The sequence below is a fragment of the Micromonospora sp. CPCC 205539 genome (assembly GCF_036906815.1).
Taxonomy (GTDB): Bacteria; Actinomycetota; Actinomycetes; order Mycobacteriales; family Micromonosporaceae; genus Micromonospora.
Map to the genome: position 1 here is coordinate 382677 of NZ_JBAKHW010000004.1, position 17352 is coordinate 400028.

Genomic DNA, 17352 nt, shown 5'->3' on the forward strand with positions numbered 1-17352 from the left:
AAGAATGTGCGGCGTGGCCGCCAATCTGCGCCGGACCTTCGAGCCTTTCCGGCCCCCGTCGTACCACACCGATAGGCTCACGGCCGTGACCGAAACCCCGCAGCTCAGCCACGTCGACCGCACTGGCGCGGCCCGCATGGTCGATGTCTCCGCCAAGCCGGTGAGTGGCCGGCTCGCCGTCGCGGCGGGCCGCATGCGGACCACGCCCGAGGTCGTCGACCTGCTGCACCGCGACGGTCTGCCCAAGGGTGACGCGCTGGCGGTCGGTCGACTGGCCGGGATCATGGGCGCCAAGCGCACCCCCGATCTGATCCCGCTCTGCCACCCGATCGCCCTGCATGGCGTCACCGTCGACCTGCGACTGACCGCCGACACCGTGGAGATCACCGCCACCGCCCGTACGGCGGACCGGACGGGGGTGGAGATGGAGGCGCTCACCGCGGTCGCGGTCGCCGGTCTCGCCCTGATCGACATGGTCAAGGCGGTCGACCCGGCGGCCTCGGTCGAGGCGGTCCGGGTGCTGCGCAAAGAGGGCGGCAAGACCGGCGAGTGGGTCCGACCGGCGGACCGGCCATGATCCGGGCTCGGGTGATCGTCGCCTCCAACCGGGCTGCGGCCGGCGTCTACGCCGACACCAGCGGCCCGCTGCTCGTCGCCGGCCTGCGCGAGTTGGGTTGCCAGGTCGACGAGCCGGTGGTGGTGCCCGACGGTGAGCCGGTCGGCGAGGCCCTCACGATGGCCCTCGCGGACGGCGTCGACGTGGTGCTGACCAGCGGTGGCACCGGGGTCACCCCGTCGGACCGGACGCCGGACGTGACCCGCCCACTGCTGGATTACGAGATCCCCGGCATCGCCGAGACGATCCGCGCGCACAGTCGCGACCGGGTGCCCACCTCGGTGCTGTCCCGGGGTCTGGCCGGGGTGGCCGGCCGGATGCTGGTGGTCAACCTGCCCGGCTCGACCGGCGGTGCCCGGGACGGGCTGGCCGTGCTCGGGCCGATCCTCGCGCACACCGTGGATCAACTTCGCGGCGGAGACCACTGACGGTCCGCGCCCAGACCCGACGTGTGTCCGTCCACCCGGATAGGCTCGGCCGGTGAGCACGGAAACCGCAGCCACCGCCGAGCGGGCCGCCGCGCCCCCGCCAGCCGGCTGGGAGGAGGCGCGCTCCCGGGTCTATGCGGTCGGCCTGGCCGCCGCGCTTCCCGCCGTCGCCCGGCCGCTGGTCAACGCCGACGGGCTGACCCTGGCCGAGCCGCTGGCCACCCGCACCGATCTGCCGGCCTTCCCCACCTCCAGCGTGGACGGCTGGGCGGTGCGGGGCGTCGGGCCGTGGCGTGTCATCGGTCGGGTGCTGGCCGGCAGCACCCCGGCGCCGCTCACCGAGGACGGCACGACCGCCGAGATCGCCACCGGCGCGATGGTGCCCGAGGGCACCACCGCCGTGCTCCGCATCGAGGAGTCGACGACCACCGACGGCCTGGTCAGCGGCACCCCCCGCGACACGCCCGAGTGGCGGCAGCCGGGCGAGGAGGCGTACGCGGATGAGGAGTTGCTGCCCGTCGGCACGCCGGTCGACCCGGCGGTGATCGGCCTGGCCGCCGCCTGCGGGCACGACACGCTGCGGGTCCGGCGGGCGCCGCGCGCGGCGCTGCTGGTCTTCGGCGACGAGTTGCTCACCGCGGGGCCGCCCGCGGCCGGTCGAATCCGGGACGCGCTGGGCCCGGCCGTGCCCGCCTGGCTACGCCGCTACGGCTGCGAGGTCCGCCCGTCCGACGTGGTCGGCCCGGTGGCCGACACGCTGCCCGCGCACGTGGCGGCCCTGCGCGCGGCGTTGGCGAACGCCGACCTGGTCTGCACCACCGGCGGCACGATGAACGGCCCCGTCGACCACCTGCACCCGACGCTCGAGGCGCTCGGCGCCGACTACGTGGTCAACACGGTGGCCGTCCGACCGGGTTTCCCGATGCTGCTGGCTCGGCTGGCCGATCCCGACGGGCGGGTCCGCTTCGTCGCCGGGCTGCCGGGCAACCCGCAGTCCGCGATCGTCGCACTGGTGTCGCTGGTCGCCCCGCTGCTCGCCGGGCTGCAGGGCCGCCCGATGCCGGTGCTGCCGCAGGCCACGTTGGCCGAGGCGGTGCCCGGTCGCGGCGACCACACGCACCTGGCACTGGTCCGGTTGGACCGGGCCGCCGGCACCGCCTTCCCGGTCCGACACGTCGGCTCGGCGATGCTGCGCGGCCTGGCCGGTGCGGACGGGTTCGCGGTGATCCGACCGGGCACCAACGGCGAGCAGGGCGACCGGGTGCCGATCGTTCCGCTGCCGCTGCTGCCCGGGGAGCGGGCGTCATGACCGCGCCGGCGATCAGCTACTTCGAGATCACGACCCGGCGGCTCGACCTCGCCGCGCACGAGGCGGCGGTCGCCGACCGGCGGGCCGGCGCGGTGGTCACCTTCCAGGGCGTGGTCCGCGACCACGACCACGGTCGTCCGGTGGTGAGCCTGGAGTACGAGGGGCACCCGAGCGCCGAGCAGGTGCTGCGCGAGGTGGCCACTGAGATCGCCGCCGAGCCCGAGGTGTTCGCGGTCGCGGTCTCGCACCGGATCGGCCCGCTGGCGATCGGTGACGTGGCGCTGATCGCCGCGGTGAGCACCGCACACCGTGGAGCGGCCTTCGCGGCCTGCGCCCGACTGGTGGACGAGGTCAAGGCTCGGCTGCCCATCTGGAAACGGCAGGTGTTCGCCGACGGCACCGAGGAATGGGTCAACTGCCCCTGAGCGGGTCAGCGGCGGCCGTTGACCACCACGGCCCGGGCCAGCCGGTCGCCGTAGAACGCCGGCTCCGCGCCGGGACGCCAGGGCAGCGCTGCGACCAGCACGATGAGCGCGAGCGCGAGCGAGTTTTCCATCAGCGCGCCGAAGAGACCGTCCTGATAGTGCGACATCTCCGGCAGCTGGTGCTCGTACGGCCAGATCGGGGAGATCAGGAACAACAGGTAGAGCCCGATCGCGGCGGCGCCGTGCCGGAGCCCGGTCAGCGTGGGGTACCAGATCGGCGGGCGAAGCCCGTTGAGCCCGGGCAGTCCCCCGAACGTGGCCCCCGCTCCGGTGCGCTGCGGCAGCCCTCGGCTGGCTTCCCGTCGGCGTACCGCGGCGTCGGCCAGCACGATGATCGCCGGGATGACCCACACCAGGTGGTGCGTCCACGAGATCGGGCTGATGACGTTGGCGGTCAGACCGACCAACGTGAACGCGGTCAGCTCGTCACCGTCGGCGCGGGAGTTGGCCGCCCGGGACAGGCCCAGCGCCAGGATGAGCACCGAGAAGGCGAGCCAGAGCAGGCCGGGGCTCTCGATCGAGTCGTACAGCCGGGCCAGCAGGCCGGCGAGCGACTGGTTCGGCGTCATGTCCGCTGCGCCGACCCGCTCGGTCTGCCAGAGCACGCTGCCGAAGTAGGTCCGTGACTCGTCGCCCACGATCGCGAAGGTCCCCACCGTCACGCCGATGGCGGTGCCGATGGCGGTGCCCGCCACGCGCCACTGACGGGTGATCAGCAGGTAGGCGATGAACAGCGCGGGGGTGAGCTTGACCGCGGTGGCCAGGCCGATGCCGGCGCCGGCCCAGGCTCCCCCGTAGACGAAGCGCAGCAGGGGGCCGTCGGTCGCGGCGTAGTGGGTGCCCCGGCGCGAGCGCCAGCGCAGCCCGATCAGATCGGCCATGATCAGCGCGAACAGCAGGAGATTGACCTGGCCGTAGCCGAGGGTCTCCCGGCTGGGCTCGATGGCGACCGCGAGTGGCACCGCCACGGCCACGGTGAACCACAGCGGCCAGGCCAGCCGGTCCACGATGGGGCGGAGCAGCCCGGCCAGCACCAGGGCGAGCGCGGCGATGCTGGCGGCGGCGTTCACCATCCCGGCCGACTCGATCGGCAGCTGCGCCATCGGCAGCATGACCAGGCCGGCGAACGGTGGGTAGGTGAAGCCGAGCGTGGTGCCGGGCGCGATGAACTCATAGAGCTCGTGACCGCTCGCCCACCACACCACCGCGCCGTGGTAGATCTTCATGTCGAAGAAGTTGTACGGCCGCCCGAACGCGCCGATCGCTAGCCATGCGGCGTAGGCGACGGCGGCCACGATGGCACCCCGTACGACTTTCCTGCGATCGATTCCACGCGTCACGCGTTCGATTTGGGCGAGGCGGTCCGCCCGTCTACCGACAGTCGTCGGCATGGCGTGGCCACCCCCATACCAGATTCGTCCTACCCGTCCAGGTCCTGCACGGAGCCTAGAACGGCGCCTCACGTCAGTGCCTCCCGCGTTATGGGACCGTGTCCGATCCCACACATGTTTTTGACATTTCCACCGCGTTAACGCCTACCGGGTGGTTCAGGTAATTCGCGGCCTTAGCGGGGGGTGGGGGTGTCGCGAGGGCGTATTGATGCAGGTCAGCCCGGGAGTCGCCGGGCGGTGGAGGCCGAGCGGACCGCGATGCGGGCCTCCCGACGGGCGGTCCGGACGGCTCGCTGCATGGAACGTCGAGAGTGACCGATGCGATGACCGGTCCGCCAGCGCAGACCCGGCTTGCCTTCGGTGTCCGCCGCGGCGAGCAGCAGACCGCCGAGGAGGCCCAGGTTCTTCAGCGCGTGGATCTGGTTGTTGTTCCGGGCGGCCGGGTCGTCGTTATTCCAGAAGGGATGCCCGGCGATGGTCACCGGCACCAGTGTGCCGGCGAGAACCAGCGCAGCGGGCCGGCTCAGCCGCCCGGTCGCCAACATCAGGCCGGCGCCCAGCTGGACCGCGGCGTTGAGGCGGACCATGGATTCGGGCTCGGTGGGGAAGCGGGGGTGCACCTGCTGCAGCATCGGCGCGACCCGGTCGGTCACCGGCTTGGCTGCCGTGGCCAGCCGCTGGGGGTTGCGGAGGTTGCGGTACCCGCTGACCACGAAGATGCCGCTCAGCATGGCTCGGGCGAGGGAGCGTACGGGCGTCATGGATCAGTAATACCCCTTCGCGGCGCCCGCTACCCCCGCAACCGCCGATCCGGATCGGTGAACGTGTACGTCGCGCCACGCCGAATCGAGCGACCGTCACTGATGGACCTGCCCTGACGGGTAACGTCGCGCGGGTGACGACGCTGCGGCTACGACCCGAGGATCCGGCGGACGCCGGCCCCGTGCGTCGGGTGCTGGCCTCCGCGTTCGCCCGGCCGGACGTGGCGACGCCGCCGGAGGTGAGCCTGGTCGACGACCTGCGCAGCACCCCCGCCTGGCTGCCGGAGCTGGCCATGGTCGCCGAGTACGGCGGCGAGGTGGTCGGCTACGCGCTGCTCACCCGGGTGCGGGTGCGGCCGGAGCGGGGGGACGACGCGCCGGCCCTGGCTCTCGGCCCGGTGGCGGTCGCGCCACACCGACAGCGGGTCGGGCACGGCACGGCGGTGGTGCAGGCCGCCCTGGACGGCGCCACCGAGCTGGGCGAACGGCTCGTCGTGGTCCTCGGCGATCCGGCCTTCTACCGCCGGTTCAGCTTCGGCCCGGCCGGCGAGTTGGGCCTGACCAGCCCTTGGGCCGGCCTCGGTGAGCCCTGGCAGGCGTTGGTCCTGCCACCCGACACCAGCGAGGAGGGGCCGCCGCCGCGCGGCGAGGTGCTCTTCCCGCCGCCCTGGTCCCGGGTCTGACCGCGCCGACTCACCGCGGGCCCCGGGTGCCGGTCAGGCCGGCTGGGTGCGCAGGTACCGGCCGAAGTGCGGGACGGTGAAGGCCACCGTGCCGCGCTCACCGGAGTAGATGAGCCCCTTCTTGATCAGAGCGTCGCGGGCCGGGGAGAGGCTGGCCGGCTTGCGGGCGAGGGAGCGGGCGATCTCCGCGGTCGGCACCGCCGCGTCCATGTCGTCGCGGACCACGCCACCGGATTCGCCTTCCACCAGGGAGAGCGTGGCCATCGCCCGCATGTATTCGCGCTCGGCAGGGGTGGCCCGCTCGAACCGGGAGCCGAAGAAGCCGACCGCCAGCTCGGCCTCGGCCTCCGGCGCGGCGACCCGGACGTCGGCGGCGGTGATCGGCGAGCGCGGCGCGTGATCCCAGGTCGCCTTCCCGTACGCCTGGACGAAGTAGGGATAGCCGCCGGACTTCTCGTAGAGCAGGTCGAGCGCCTTCTGCTCGTACTCCACCTCCTCCCGCTCGGCTGGCGCGCAGAGTGCCTGGTCGGCCGCGATCCGGTCGAGCCGGTCGATGCGCTGGTAGCGGAACAGCCGTTCGGAGTACGACTTCGCGGCGCTGAGCACCGCCGGGAGGTGCGGCAGGCCCGCGCCGACGACGATCAGTGGTGCGCCGAGCTGGGAGAGCTCGTGACAGGCGGCGCAGAGCGCCGACACGTCCTCCGGGTTGACGTCCTGCATCTCGTCGATGAAGACGGCGATTCCGGTGCCCACGTCACTGGCCACGGCGGCGGCGTCGGTGAGCAGCTCGACCAGGTCGATCTCGATGTCGCCCGAGTCGGCCCGACCGCTGGCCGCCGGCACGTCGATGCCGGGCTGCCACCGGTCGCGCAGCTTCGGGGCGGCTCCGCCGCGGCCGGTCGGAACGGAACGCTGGGCGAAGGCCTTGAGGACGCCGAGGAACGCGTCGATCCGGTCGGGCGCCCGGTGCCGGGGGGCGAGCTCCCGGACCGCCATGTGCAGTGCGGCGGCGACCGGCCGGCGCAGCGACTGGTCCGGCCGAGCCTCGATCTTGCCGCTGCCCCAGAGCCGGTTGATCGCCTGTGATCGCAGGGTGTTGAGCAGGACGGTCTTTCCGACGCCGCGCAGCCCGGTGAGCATCAGGCTGCGTTCGGGTCGGCCCCGGGCGATGCGTTCCAGCACGATGTCGAAGACGTCCAGCTCCCGCCCCCGCCCGGCGAGCTCGGGCGGGCGCTGACCGGCGCCCGGTGCGTACGGGTTGCGGACCGGATCCACGCATCGAACAATATCGGGCCCTCTAGCGACGGGGCTAGACATGGATAGATGGGGCTACCGGCGTGTCGAGACCGTCGACAACAAACTAGGGCTGTCTAGCGTCCACGCTAGACAGCCCTAGTTTTGGCTACCGGCTACCGGCTACCGCTTCTTGAGGCAGAGCACGTAGTCGAACAGGTCGATCGAGTTGTCGTGCACGTAGTTGGCAGTGGCCTGTGGCGCGAGCGTCTTGCACCGGGTGCCGTCGGTGGTCGCCGGGATCCGCAGCAGCACCTGGTACGTGTTCGCGGCACACGGCACCTTGCGCAGCGCCGCGTTGTCCTCGGTGCCGTCGTTGACCACGCAGTCACCCTTGGCGAACTCCTCCTCGTCCTCCTCGCTCGGACTCGGTGCGGCCGAGCTCGGGGCGTCACTGGGCAGGACGGGTGGAAGGACCGGCGCGCTCACCGACGGCAGCGGTGTGGCCTCGTTGTCGGCGTCGGCGGCCTTCCACACGGCCCATCCCACCAGGCCGAGGCACGGGCAGAGCAGGAGCACCACCACCAGCGCGATGATCAGCGCGACCTTCCGGCCGGTCTTCTTCCCCGGCGGAGCGGGCGGCATCGCGTACCCACCGGGCGCCGGCGGGCCCCACGGCGCTGCCGGCTGGCCCGGCATCGGCCCGGCGGGCGGGAACGGGCCGGGCGGCGGTGGCTGGGCGGCCCCGTACGGCGGCGGCGGTGGCGCCCAGCCGGAACCGCCGGGCGGCGGGTAGCCCGCGTCGGACGGCGGCGGTGGCGCCCAGCCCGAACCGCCGGGCGGCGGGTATCCCGCGTTGGACGGCGGCGGTGGCGCCCAGCCGGAACCGCCGGGCGGCGGGTAAGCCGCTCCCGAGGTCGGCGGTGGGCCCCACTGGGGTTGAGTCGGATCGTTGCCGGCGGGCGGTGGACCCCACTGGGGCAGGGTCGGGTCGACCGGTGGCGGGCCGCCGGGCCCGGTCGGCGGACGCTGGTACGGGTCGTCCGGCTGCCCGGAGCCCGATGGTCCGTAGGTCGTCATGTCATCCCCAGGGGTGAAGGGTGTCAGCGCTGCTTGAGGCAGAGGACGAAGTCGAGGGTGTCCAGCTCGCTGTCGAAGAAATACCAGTTGGTGTAGCCCTCGACCTTGGCGCATTTCGCCTCGGCGTCCTTCTCGCCGCTGGTCGCGCCGTCGACCCGGTTCAACACCTCGTACGTCTTCGGGGCGCAGCCGGTGATCAGCAGCTTCGGCTTGCCGCCGGCGGTGCCCTCGTTGCGGACGCACTGGCCGACCTTGACGAACCGCGGGTCGGCCGACGACTCCGGCGCCGCGGCGCTCGGTGCCGGGTCGGGCGACCCGGTGGCGTCCGGGTTGGGCTGTCCGGCTGCTGCGGATCGGGTCGGCGCGCTCGTCGGAGCCGGGTCGCCCTGCCCCTTCAGGAACCAGAGCGCGCCGCCACCGGCCACCGCCAACAGCACGATGACGGCCAGCACCGCGATGAGCGGCCCTCGGCCGCGGCCACCCCGGGCCGGAGTGGGAGCAGCGCCGTACGGGCCCTGGTCGGGTCGGTACGGCTCACTCCCGTACGGGCCGCGGTCGGGCCGGTAGGGCTCACCGCCGTACGCCGGGCCGACCTCGGGCTGTCCGTACGACTCGCCGCCGTACGGCCCCTCGCCGTAGGGCGCGCCACCGTACGGCCCGGGTCGTCCCTGTGGCGTCGGCGGGTACTGCGGGACCGCAGGCGGGTAGGACTGCTGGGCCGGCCCACGGGTCTCGTCGGGTCGCTGCCCATGCCACGGTCCCGGGACGCCGCCACCCGGTGGTCCGTAGTTCGTCATGCACGCCCTCCTGCACGAGTGGTGAGAGGCCGGCCACCAATGCGCGACGCCGACTCCGAGGCCACCGTAGCGTGGACCACCGATGAGCTCATCTCCACGGAGCGCGGTCGGCCCGGCCAGCCGTCGCGCCGACACCGCGCCAACTCTGATCTGGACCGCGTTGATCGTGGTCTACCTGCTGTGGGGCTCCACCTATCTGGGCATCCGGATCGCCGTGGAGTCGCTGCCCCCGCTGACGTCGGCCGCTCTCCGGTTCGCCGCCGCCGGCCTGGTGCTGGCGGCGGTGCTGCGACTGCGTCGGGGGCCCGGCGCGTTGCGGGTGGACCGTCGGCAACTCGGCTCCGCGGCGCTGGTCGGTGTGCTCCTGCTCGCCGGCGGCAACGGTCTCGTGGTGCTCGCCGAGTCCGGTCCGCCCGGCGTGGCGGTGCCGTCCGGGATCGCCGCGCTGCTCGTGGCGACCGTGCCGCTGCTCGTCGTGCTGCTGCGCTCCAGCACGGGGGACCGGCCCCCGGTCTGGACGTTCGTGGGCGTCACCCTGGGCTTCGCCGGCCTGGTCCTACTGGTGTTGCCCGCCGGCAGCTCGGACGCGGTGCCGTTGGTCGGGGCGTTGACCGTGGTCGCGGCGGCCACCTCCTGGTCGGTCGGGTCGTTCCTGTCCGGCCGGATCCGGATGCCCGCCGACCCGTTCGTCGCCACGGTGTACGAGATGCTGGCCGGCGGGTTGGTGCTCGCCGGCGTCGCCGTCGGCCGGGGCGAGCTGCGCGACTTCCACCCGGCCGAGGTCAGCACCCGGTCCTGGCTCGCGCTGGGCTACCTCATGGTGGCCGGCTCGTTGGTGGCCTTCACCGCGTACGTCTGGCTGCTGCAGAACGCGCCGATCTCCCTGGTCTCGACGTACGCCTACGTCAACCCGGCGGTCGCGGTGGGCCTCGGAGCGCTGTTGGTGGCCGAGCCGATCACCCCGCAGGTGCTGCTCGGCGGGGCCGTCATCGTCGCCGGAGTGGCCGTGGTGGTGAGCACGGAACGTCCTCGCCGCGCAGGCGCGACCTCGCGATCAGGGACGGTGCGGGCGGGCGACCGCCGGTAGCGTCCGGCCCATGTCGGCCGCAGCGCTGGTGCCGGTCGCGCTGCTCGGGGCGTTGGTCGGTCTCGTCGTACCCCCGGTGTCGCGGCGCTTCAGCTCCTCGCAGCCCGAGGTACGGGCGACAGCGGGGGCACCGCGCGGCGGGTCGGCGTGGGCCAGTCCGGTGGTGGCTGCCGTGGTCTTCGCCGGTCTTGCCGTCGCGCTGGGTGACGACCCGGCGCTGCCGGTCTTCCTCGCGGTGGCGGCGGTGGGCCTGGTGCTGGCCGGGGTCGACCTCGCCTGCCTGCGGCTGCCCGACCCGCTGGTCCTGGCCGCGGGGCTGCTGGCGCTCGGCGGTCTGGCCGGTGCGGCGTTGCTGGCGGGCACCCCCGGGCGGCTGCTCGGCGCACTGGTTGGTGCGGCAGTGGCGGGCGCGGCGCACGTGCTGCTGGCCCTGCTGCCCGGCTCGCGGTTGGGCTTCGGGGACGTGAAGCTGGCCGCCGTCCTCGGTCTGCCGCTCGGCTGGTTGGGCCTGGACGCCCTGCTGGCCGGGCTGCTCCTGCCGCACCTGCTGCACGGCGGTCTGGTGCTCGGGCTGCTCGTCACCCGGCGGGTGCGCCGCGACACCCTGCTGCCTCTCGGGCCGGCCCTGCTCGCCGGCGCCTGGCTCGGCGTCTTTCTCGGCTGATCCGGCCGCGCCACGCCCGAGGCATCCCCGCAGGCAGCCTCAGATCAACCGGAGCTGGCGGTCCTTTGGGCGGCGCGGCTCGGCCTCGCCGAACCGCTCGAAGAGGCCCGGGTCGATCGAGCCGAGGAACGGCGACGGCGTGCACTCGCGTTCCGCGCCATGGCGGGTGCGGCGGGCGGCGTGGCTGACGTACAGCCGGTCCTGAGCGCGGGTCAGGCCGACGAAGAAGAGCCGCCGTTCCTCCGCGACCGCGTCCTCGTCGGGCGTCGAGCCCGGCCAGCGCAGCGGCAGCAGCCCGTCCTCGGCACCGACCAGGAAGACGACCGGAAACTCCAGGCCCTTCGCCGCGTGCAGGGTGAGCAGGGTGACCGCCTCCGCCCGCGGGTCGAGCGCGTCGACCTCCGCGCCGGTGGCCAACTGCGACAGGAACGCCTCCATGTCGTCGCCGCAGCGCCGGGCCAGCGGGGTCAGCAGATCAACGGCCGAGCGGACGTCCTCGGGACGCCCTGCGCCGGCGCCGTCCAGGGTGGGCACGGCGAAGCGTTCGGCGACCACCTGGCCGGCCAGCCGCACCCGGGCGGCGAGCGAGCCGGCCAGCCCGTCGGCGTGCCGCAGCTCGCGGGCGATGGCCGCCACCCCGGGCCGGTCCCGCAGCCGGTCGTGTGAGCGCTTCTGCACCGGGATGTTGGCCCGGGTCAGGGCGTCCACGATCGGCGCGGCCTGTGCGTCGGTGCGGTACAGCACGGCGATGTCGGAGAACGACAGCGACGTGGACCGGCCGTCGATCCGACCCGAGTCCAGGGACCGGTGGGACAGCCCGCCGACCAGCTCGTCGACGGTACGGACCACGAAGTCGGCCTCCTCGGCCACGGACGCCGCCGGATAGCGGCCGACCAGCGGCGCCTCCGGGTCGAGCCGGGCCGGATCCAGCCGCCGGCCACGGACCAGCGAGGACGGCGCGATGGCCTGCACGGCGGCGGCCAGGATGGGCGCCGAGGAGCGGTAGTTGCGGTTGAGCCGGACCAGCCGGGCGTCGGTGAAGTCCGCGGAGAATCGCAGGAAGTAACCGACGTCGGCACCCCGGAACGAGTAGATCGCCTGGTCCGGGTCGCCGATTGCGCAGAGGTTGCCATCGGCGGGGCTGAGCAGCCGCAGCAGCTCGTACTGCACCGCGTCGACGTCCTGGTACTCGTCAACGAAGATCCACCGCCAGCGGTCCCGGTACCGCTCGACCAACTGCCGGTCGGCGCGTAGCAGCTCCACCGGCAGGCTCACCAGCTCGTCCAGGTCGACCAGGTCCTGCTTGCGCAGCAGCGCGACGTAGCTCGCCTGGTCGTCGCCCGCCTCCGACCGGGCCGCCGCCCGCTCGGTGTCGTCGGCGATCCGGAAGGCGGCCGGCAGACCCGCCGCCTCGGCGTTCTCCCGCAGGATGGTCAGCCCCAGCGCGTGGAAGGTGCCCACGGTGACGTCCTCGGCGACCGGGCCGAGCAGACCGTCGAGGCGGTGTCGCAGCTCCTCGGCTGCCCGGCGGGTGAAGGTGATGGCCAGGCAGTGCTCGGGAAAGACGTTCAGCTCCGCGCAGAGGTACGCGATCCGATGGGTCAGCGTCCGCGTCTTGCCGGTGCCCGGGCCGGCCACGATGAGCAACGGCCCGCCGGGTGCGGAGGCGGCCACCCGCTGCATCGCGTCCAACCGGTCGAGCAGGCCGGTGCCGACCTCCTCCATGCCGGCGAGCATCGGCTCGAACGGCTCGTGCGGTGACGGTGGCGGTGCGATCGGTGGGGCCGGTGCCGGTGCCGTCCTGCGCTTCGGCTCCGCCTTCGTGACCGCCGGGCGCCGGGCCGTCGCCCGGGCCGCCGACTCCGTGGGTCGCCGCTGCGCGGGCACCGGTACGTCGAAGAGCGTCTCCTGCGCAGCGCCGGAGCTGCTCAGCTCGGACGGCTCGAAGAGGGTGATCACCCCGTACTCGCCGTCGTAGCCCGGCACCCGGCGTACCTCGCCGCGCCGCAGCCGCCCGATGCCCTCGGCGAGCAGCTCACCCCCGGCCTGCGCCACGTCGGCCAACGGCGTCGTGGTCAGGATCTCCAGCTCGGGGCCGAGAGCGGCGAGCAACTCGTTGAGGCGGCCCTCGACCTTCTTCGACCGGGCACCCACCTTGTTGATCTCGCCGAGGATCTCGGCCAACTGCACCAGGTGGGTGACCTCCCGGGCCTGCGCCGGGCGGTGGCCCTCCGGGCGGTCGGCCAACTCCTCGATGCGACTGAGGACGCCCACGGTGAGCGGCTTGCCGCACTCGGGGCACTGCCCACCAGCGGCTCGCGTCCGTTCGGGCGACCAGTTGACACCGCACAGACGGTGCCCGTCCGCGTGGTACTTGCCCTCTTCCGGAAAGAATTCGAGGGTGCCGGCCAGGCCGTCGCCGGTCCGTAGCGCCTCCCGGACGGCGAAGTAGTCCCGTTCGGTGGCCAGCACGGTCGCCTCCCGGCCGAGCGCCGGCGGCGAGTGCGCGTCCGAGTTGGAGACCAACTGGTAGCGGTCGAGGCTGCCGACCCGCCAGTTCATCGCCGGATCGGAGGAGAGACCGGTCTCCACGGCGAAGATGTGCTCCGCCAGATCGGCGTAGCAGTCGGCGATCGCGTCGAAGCCCGACTTCGAGCCCAGCGCGGAGAACCACGGCGTCCAGATGTGCGCCGGGACCAGGTAGCCGTCCGGGCTCGCCTCCAGGGTGATCTCCAGCAGGTCCCGGGAGTCCAGGCCGAGGATCGGTCGGCCGTCGGAGCCGAGGTTGCCGATTCGACCGAGCGCGGCGTTGAACCGGGCCACCGCGTCCAGGTCGGGTAGGTAGATCAGGTGATGCACCTTGCGGGTGCGGTCGTCCCGCTTGTAGATGGTGGAGATCTCGACGCTCAGCATGAACCGGACCGGGTCCGCCTCGGCGGTGCTGACCAGCCGGGGCGGCAGCCGGCGGGCGACGTCCCGCTCCAGTTCCGGGTCGAGCCGGTAGAGCCCCGGTTCGGCCGGACGCAGCGTCTCCCGCAGGTGGTCGTACCAGGCGGGATGGGTGAAGTCTCCGGTACCGAGCAGGGCGATGCCCTTGCGCCGGGCGCCCCACGCGAGGTTCGGCAGGGTGAGATCGCGACTGCACGCGCGCGAGTATTTCGAGTGGATGTGCAGGTCCGCGACGAATGGCGGGAGGCCACCGGGGGGTACGGCGCTGAACGGGGGCACGCCGCATCCTGTCACGGCTGCCGCGCGGGCGACCCGCCGCCACGCGCGGACGTGACCTCCGCTATGCCGAGCGCAGCTCGACCAGGGTGATCTGCGGCTCGGCTCCGACCCGGACCGGTGGGCCCCAGAAACCGGCGCCGTTGGTCACGTACACCTTGGTGCCGTCCACCTCGCCGAGGCCACTGACCACCGGCTGTTCCAGCCGGACAGCGAGGTTGAACGGCACCATCTGCCCGCCGTGAGTGTGCCCGGACAGTTGCAGGTCGACGCCGTACCTGGCCGCCTCCTTCGCCGCCACCGGCTGGTGCGCGAGCAGTACGACCGGCCGACTCGGGTCGCGGTCGCCGAGGGCGGCGGCGAAGTCCGGACCGGCGGCGAGGCCGGTGCCCGTTCCCGACAGGTCGTTCACGCCGGCCAGGTCGAGCACTCCGCCCCGGGCCTGGATCTCCTGCCGCTGGTTCTGGAGCACCCGCAGCCCGAGCCGGTCCACCTCCTGGACCCACTCCTCGACGCCGGAGTAGTACTCGTGGTTGCCGGTGACGAAGAAGCTGCCGTACCGGGAGCGCAGGTCGCGCAGCGGCGCGGCAGCCGGGCCGAGTTCGGCGACCGAGCCGTCCACCAGGTCGCCGACGACCGCCACCAGATCCGCGTCGAGCCGGTTGATCGCGGCGACGATCCGCTCGGTGTGCGACCGGCCCCGCAGCGGACCGAGGTGGATGTCGGAGACGGTGGCGATGCGCAGGCCGTCCATGCTGCGTGGGAGCTTGCCGAGCGGGATCTGCACCCGGTCCAGCTGCGGCGGACCCAGCGCGGTGCGTACCCCGTACCCCGTGATGCCGGCGGCGGTGAGGCCGGCGAAGATGGCCGCCCCCCGGGCCAGGAGCAGCCGGCGGGCCGGATCGTGGTCCGGCGCCGCGACGGCACCCGCGGCCGGCGGCTCGGCCGGCCCGGCGGCACCGACCAGTACGGGCTCGGGTGCGGCGGTGGTCGGCTCGGCGGCGGTCAGCCGGCGGCGCAGCACCAGCCGGGTGACCAGCATCGGCACTTCCAGCACGGCGAGCAGGACCAGCAGGTAGAACATCAGCGCGAGCCAGAGGTAGCCCGGCCACGCGAGCCAGTACAGACCGGATCGGGTGCCGGCCAGGGTGACCGGCACGAGCAGCGCCAACACCAGGGCGACGATCCCGCCGAGCCGCCGCCAGCGGCCCGGCGTGGTGGTGTCCCGGACCAGGCGCTTCCACAGGTAGAAGTGGATGAGACCGGCGATCAGCGCCAGGACGGCCATGAACCCCACAACCGCCAACATCTGATTGCCTCCCTCAGCCGCCCGCGAACGGGGGTAGGACATCGATCGTGGCCCCGCCCGGCAGGGATGCCTGACGATCATGACAGGTCACGCCGTCCACCAGAAAACTCGCCACCCGCAGCACGGCGGCGAACCGCTCCCCGTGTCGCTGGGCCAGCTCGGCGGTGAGGTCGTCGAGCGACCGGTCGGCGGAAACGATCTCCTCGGTGCGGCCGGCGGCGGCGCGCGCACCGGCGAAGTAGCGGACGGTCAGCGTCTGGGCCACGCGTCAGCCGCCGATCGCCGACATGGGCCGGGTCGGTTGCAGGAAGGTGGGGTCGTCGATGCCGTGCCCGGCGCGCTTGCCCCACATGGCGGCGCGCCAGCGCCGGGCCAACTCGTCGTCGGCCGCACCGGCGCGTAACGCGCCGCGCAGGTCGGACTCGTCGGTGGCGAAGAGGCAGGCGCGGACCTGGCCGTCGGCGGTCAGCCGGGTGCGATCGCAGTCGCCGCAGAACGGGCGGGTGACGCTGGCGATCACGCCGACCCGGGCCGGGCCGCCGTCGACCAGCCAGGTCTCGGCCGGTGCGGCGCCGCGTTCGGCCGGGTCGGGGCTGAGCTCGAAGGCGGTACGCAGGGACGCCAGGATCTCCTCGGCGGTGACCATCGTGCTGCGGTCCCAGCCGTGCTGGGCGTCCAACGGCATCTGCTCGATGATCCGCAGCTGGTAGTCGTGGTCGACGGCGAAGCGGAGCAGGGCCGGCGCCTCGTCCTCGTTGACGCCGCGCATCAGCACGGTATTGATCTTCACGGGGGTGAGCCCGGCGGCGGCCGCCCCGGCCAGACCGGCCAACACGGCGTCCAGCCGGGGACGGCGGGTCAGTTGTGTGAAGCGGGCCGCATCCAGGGTGTCCAGCGAGACGTTCACCCGGTCCAGACCAGCGGTGCGTAGCGCCGGGGCGAGCCGATCCAGGCCGATGCCGTTGGTGGTGAGCGAGATCCGCGGGCGTGGCGCCAGCGCGGCGACGGCGGTCACGATGCCGACCAGCCCGGGCCGGATCAACGGCTCACCACCGGTGAAGCGCACCTCGGTCACGCCGAGCTGCTCGACGGCCACCCGGACCAGCCGGACGATCTCCTCGTCGGTGAGCAGCTCGGGGCCGGCCAGCCAGGGCAGCCCCTCGGCCGGCATGCAGTAGGTGCAGCGCAGGTTGCACTTGTCAGTGAGGGACACGCGCAGGTCCCGGGCGACGCGGCCATACCGGTCGACGAGGACGCCGTCGGTCCGCGGGGCGACGCTCACCTGTCGACCGTAGCGCGCGCGAGCCCGCTCAGGGCGGCCTGAGCGGCGCGGGTTACCGCATCGCGATAGCCGACGCCGAAAATCGCGGTGTGCACGAGCAACAGGTGCAGTTGGTGCACCGGCACGCGTTCCCGCGCGCCGTCGACCAGCGGCCAGCGGTCCTGATAGGCAGCCAGCACCCGATCCAGATGCGGTGCCCCGCCGAACAGCGCGAGCTGGGCCAGGTCGGTCTCCCGATGGCCGCCGTGTGCCGCCGGGTCGACCAACCAGACGCGGTCGTCGGCGCCCCACAACACGTTGCCCGGCCACAGGTCACCGTGGATGCGGGCCGGGGGCTCGTCCCCGCCGAACTCGCCGATCCGGCCGATCACCTGCTCGACCAGCGCGGCGTCGGCAGCGGTGAGCGCACCGTTGTCGACGGACCGCCGAAGGTAGGGGAGGAGTCGCCGCTCGGCGAACCACGTCGACCAGGGGCCGTCGTCCGCGGTGTTGTCCTGCGGAAGTGCGCCGATGAATCCGGGCCACGGCGCACCGAAGGTGCGCGCGCCGGCCCGGTGCAGGTCGGCCAGCTCATGGCCGAAGCGCTCGGCGGCCTCCGGCGTCGGCTCGCCGGGCTCCACCCAGTCGAGCGCCAGCAGGTCGGGCAGCGCCACGATCACCTCGGGTACGGCGACGACGCCGGCCTCCCGCAGCCAGCGCAGCCCGGCCGCCTCGGCGGCGAAGAAGCCCTCGGGCGCCGGCGCACCGGCCCCTTCGGGCCAGGACTTGGCGAAGACCGAGTGACCGTCGTCCAGGGTGAGCCGGGCGGCGGCGCAGCTGTCCCCACCGGCGACCGGCGTCTCCCGGATCCGCTGGTGGGTCCGGAAGGTCGGCAGATGCGCCGGGTGCGCGCGAAGGTACGCCAGGTCCATCAGCGCACGGTAGCCGCTTCGCACCGTGACCAGTGCTGGATGCGTGCTGAGCAGGGTGAACACGGTGAGTGACTGTGGATAAGCCGCGTGT

General features: G+C 73.3%; 16 protein-coding genes and 1 pseudogene. 7 read left to right on the plus strand and 10 right to left on the minus strand.

Features of this window, described 5'->3' with window-relative positions; genetic code table 11:
• The first annotated feature begins 85 nt into the window (after positions 1-85).
• The 4 genes from moaC to V6V47_RS06130 are packed head-to-tail and all read left to right on the plus strand — an operon-like array spanning position 86 to position 2778.
• Positions 86-577, plus strand: a complete 492-nt coding sequence (gene moaC / locus V6V47_RS06115) for a cyclic pyranopterin monophosphate synthase MoaC (RefSeq protein ID WP_334626984.1) — start codon at positions 86-88, stop codon at positions 575-577.
• Positions 574-1044, plus strand: a complete 471-nt coding sequence (locus V6V47_RS06120) for a MogA/MoaB family molybdenum cofactor biosynthesis protein (RefSeq protein WP_334626985.1) — start codon at positions 574-576, stop codon at positions 1042-1044. The genes moaC and V6V47_RS06120 overlap by 4 nt, the downstream gene beginning before the upstream one ends.
• Before the next feature lie 52 nt (positions 1045-1096).
• The gene (locus V6V47_RS06125) at positions 1097-2353 is read left to right on the plus strand and encodes a molybdopterin molybdotransferase MoeA (protein ID WP_334626986.1); all 1257 of its coding nucleotides are present in this window, start codon (positions 1097-1099) and stop codon (positions 2351-2353) included.
• Positions 2350-2778 (plus strand): molybdenum cofactor biosynthesis protein MoaE, encoded by a 429-nt coding sequence (locus V6V47_RS06130; protein WP_334626987.1) that lies wholly within the window; start codon positions 2350-2352, stop codon positions 2776-2778. Before V6V47_RS06125 ends, V6V47_RS06130 begins: the two co-directional genes overlap by 4 nt.
• Positions 2779-2783: 5 nt before the next feature.
• Here the strand turns inward: V6V47_RS06130 and V6V47_RS06135 are convergent, their stop codons facing one another.
• Both V6V47_RS06135 and V6V47_RS06140 read right to left on the minus strand, forming a co-directional pair.
• Positions 2784-4229, minus strand: coding sequence for a glycosyltransferase 87 family protein (locus V6V47_RS06135; protein WP_334626988.1), 1446 nt, complete (start codon positions 4227-4229; stop codon positions 2784-2786).
• Positions 4230-4444: 215 nt separating this feature from the next.
• On the minus strand, positions 4445-4990 hold the full coding sequence (locus V6V47_RS06140; protein WP_334626989.1) for a DoxX family protein: 546 nt from the start codon (positions 4988-4990) through the stop codon (positions 4445-4447).
• Positions 4991-5124: 134 nt separating this feature from the next.
• Here V6V47_RS06140 and V6V47_RS06145 point away from each other — a divergent pair, with 134 nt between their 5' ends.
• Positions 5125-5673: a GNAT family N-acetyltransferase gene (locus V6V47_RS06145; protein WP_334626991.1), complete on the plus strand. Its 549-nt coding sequence runs from the start codon at positions 5125-5127 to the stop codon at positions 5671-5673.
• Positions 5674-5706: 33 nt separating this feature from the next.
• Here the strand turns inward: V6V47_RS06145 and V6V47_RS06150 are convergent, their stop codons facing one another.
• From V6V47_RS06150 to V6V47_RS06160, 3 genes and pseudogenes are all read right to left on the minus strand, one after another.
• Positions 5707-6948 carry an ATP-binding protein gene (locus V6V47_RS06150; protein WP_334626992.1) on the minus strand — a complete coding sequence of 414 codons (1242 nt, stop codon included), beginning with the start codon at positions 6946-6948 and terminating at the stop codon, positions 5707-5709.
• Between the two features lie 141 nt (positions 6949-7089).
• Positions 7090-7506, minus strand: coding sequence for an LppU/SCO3897 family protein (locus V6V47_RS06155; RefSeq protein WP_334627080.1), 417 nt, complete (start codon positions 7504-7506; stop codon positions 7090-7092).
• Between the two features lie 503 nt (positions 7507-8009).
• Positions 8010-8495, minus strand: a pseudogene (locus V6V47_RS06160) (LppU/SCO3897 family protein); the annotation flags it as partial.
• Between the two features lie 370 nt (positions 8496-8865).
• On the opposite strand from V6V47_RS06160, the gene V6V47_RS06165 reads away from it, so the two are divergent.
• Positions 8866-9870, plus strand: coding sequence for an EamA family transporter (locus tag V6V47_RS06165; protein WP_334626994.1), 1005 nt, complete (start codon positions 8866-8868; stop codon positions 9868-9870).
• 10 nt (positions 9871-9880) lie between these two features.
• Entirely contained in the window at positions 9881-10534 is a 654-nt protein-coding gene (locus tag V6V47_RS06170; RefSeq protein ID WP_334626995.1) for a prepilin peptidase, read from the plus strand.
• A 39-nt stretch (positions 10535-10573) separates the two neighbouring features.
• On the opposite strand, the gene V6V47_RS06175 is transcribed toward V6V47_RS06170, so the two are convergent.
• The 5 genes from V6V47_RS06175 to V6V47_RS06195 form a co-directional block, all read right to left on the minus strand.
• A complete protein-coding gene (locus V6V47_RS06175; RefSeq protein WP_334626997.1) occupies positions 10574-13762 on the minus strand; it encodes a UvrD-helicase domain-containing protein in 3189 nt (1062 codons plus the stop codon).
• 61 nt (positions 13763-13823) lie between these two features.
• Positions 13824-15068 carry a metallophosphoesterase gene (locus tag V6V47_RS06180; protein WP_334626998.1) on the minus strand — a complete coding sequence of 415 codons (1245 nt, stop codon included), beginning with the start codon at positions 15066-15068 and terminating at the stop codon, positions 13824-13826.
• 13 nt (positions 15069-15081) lie between these two features.
• Complete coding sequence (locus V6V47_RS06185) at positions 15082-15333, minus strand: MoaD/ThiS family protein (RefSeq protein WP_334626999.1); 252 nt, start codon at positions 15331-15333, stop codon at positions 15082-15084.
• A 3-nt stretch (positions 15334-15336) separates the two neighbouring features.
• On the minus strand, positions 15337-16350 hold the full coding sequence (gene moaA / locus V6V47_RS06190; RefSeq protein ID WP_334627001.1) for a GTP 3',8-cyclase MoaA: 1014 nt from the start codon (positions 16348-16350) through the stop codon (positions 15337-15339).
• Positions 16347-17261, minus strand: coding sequence for a fructosamine kinase family protein (locus tag V6V47_RS06195; RefSeq protein ID WP_334627081.1), 915 nt, complete (start codon positions 17259-17261; stop codon positions 16347-16349). Before V6V47_RS06195 ends, moaA begins: the two co-directional genes overlap by 4 nt.
• Between the last annotated feature and the right edge of the window lie 91 nt (positions 17262-17352).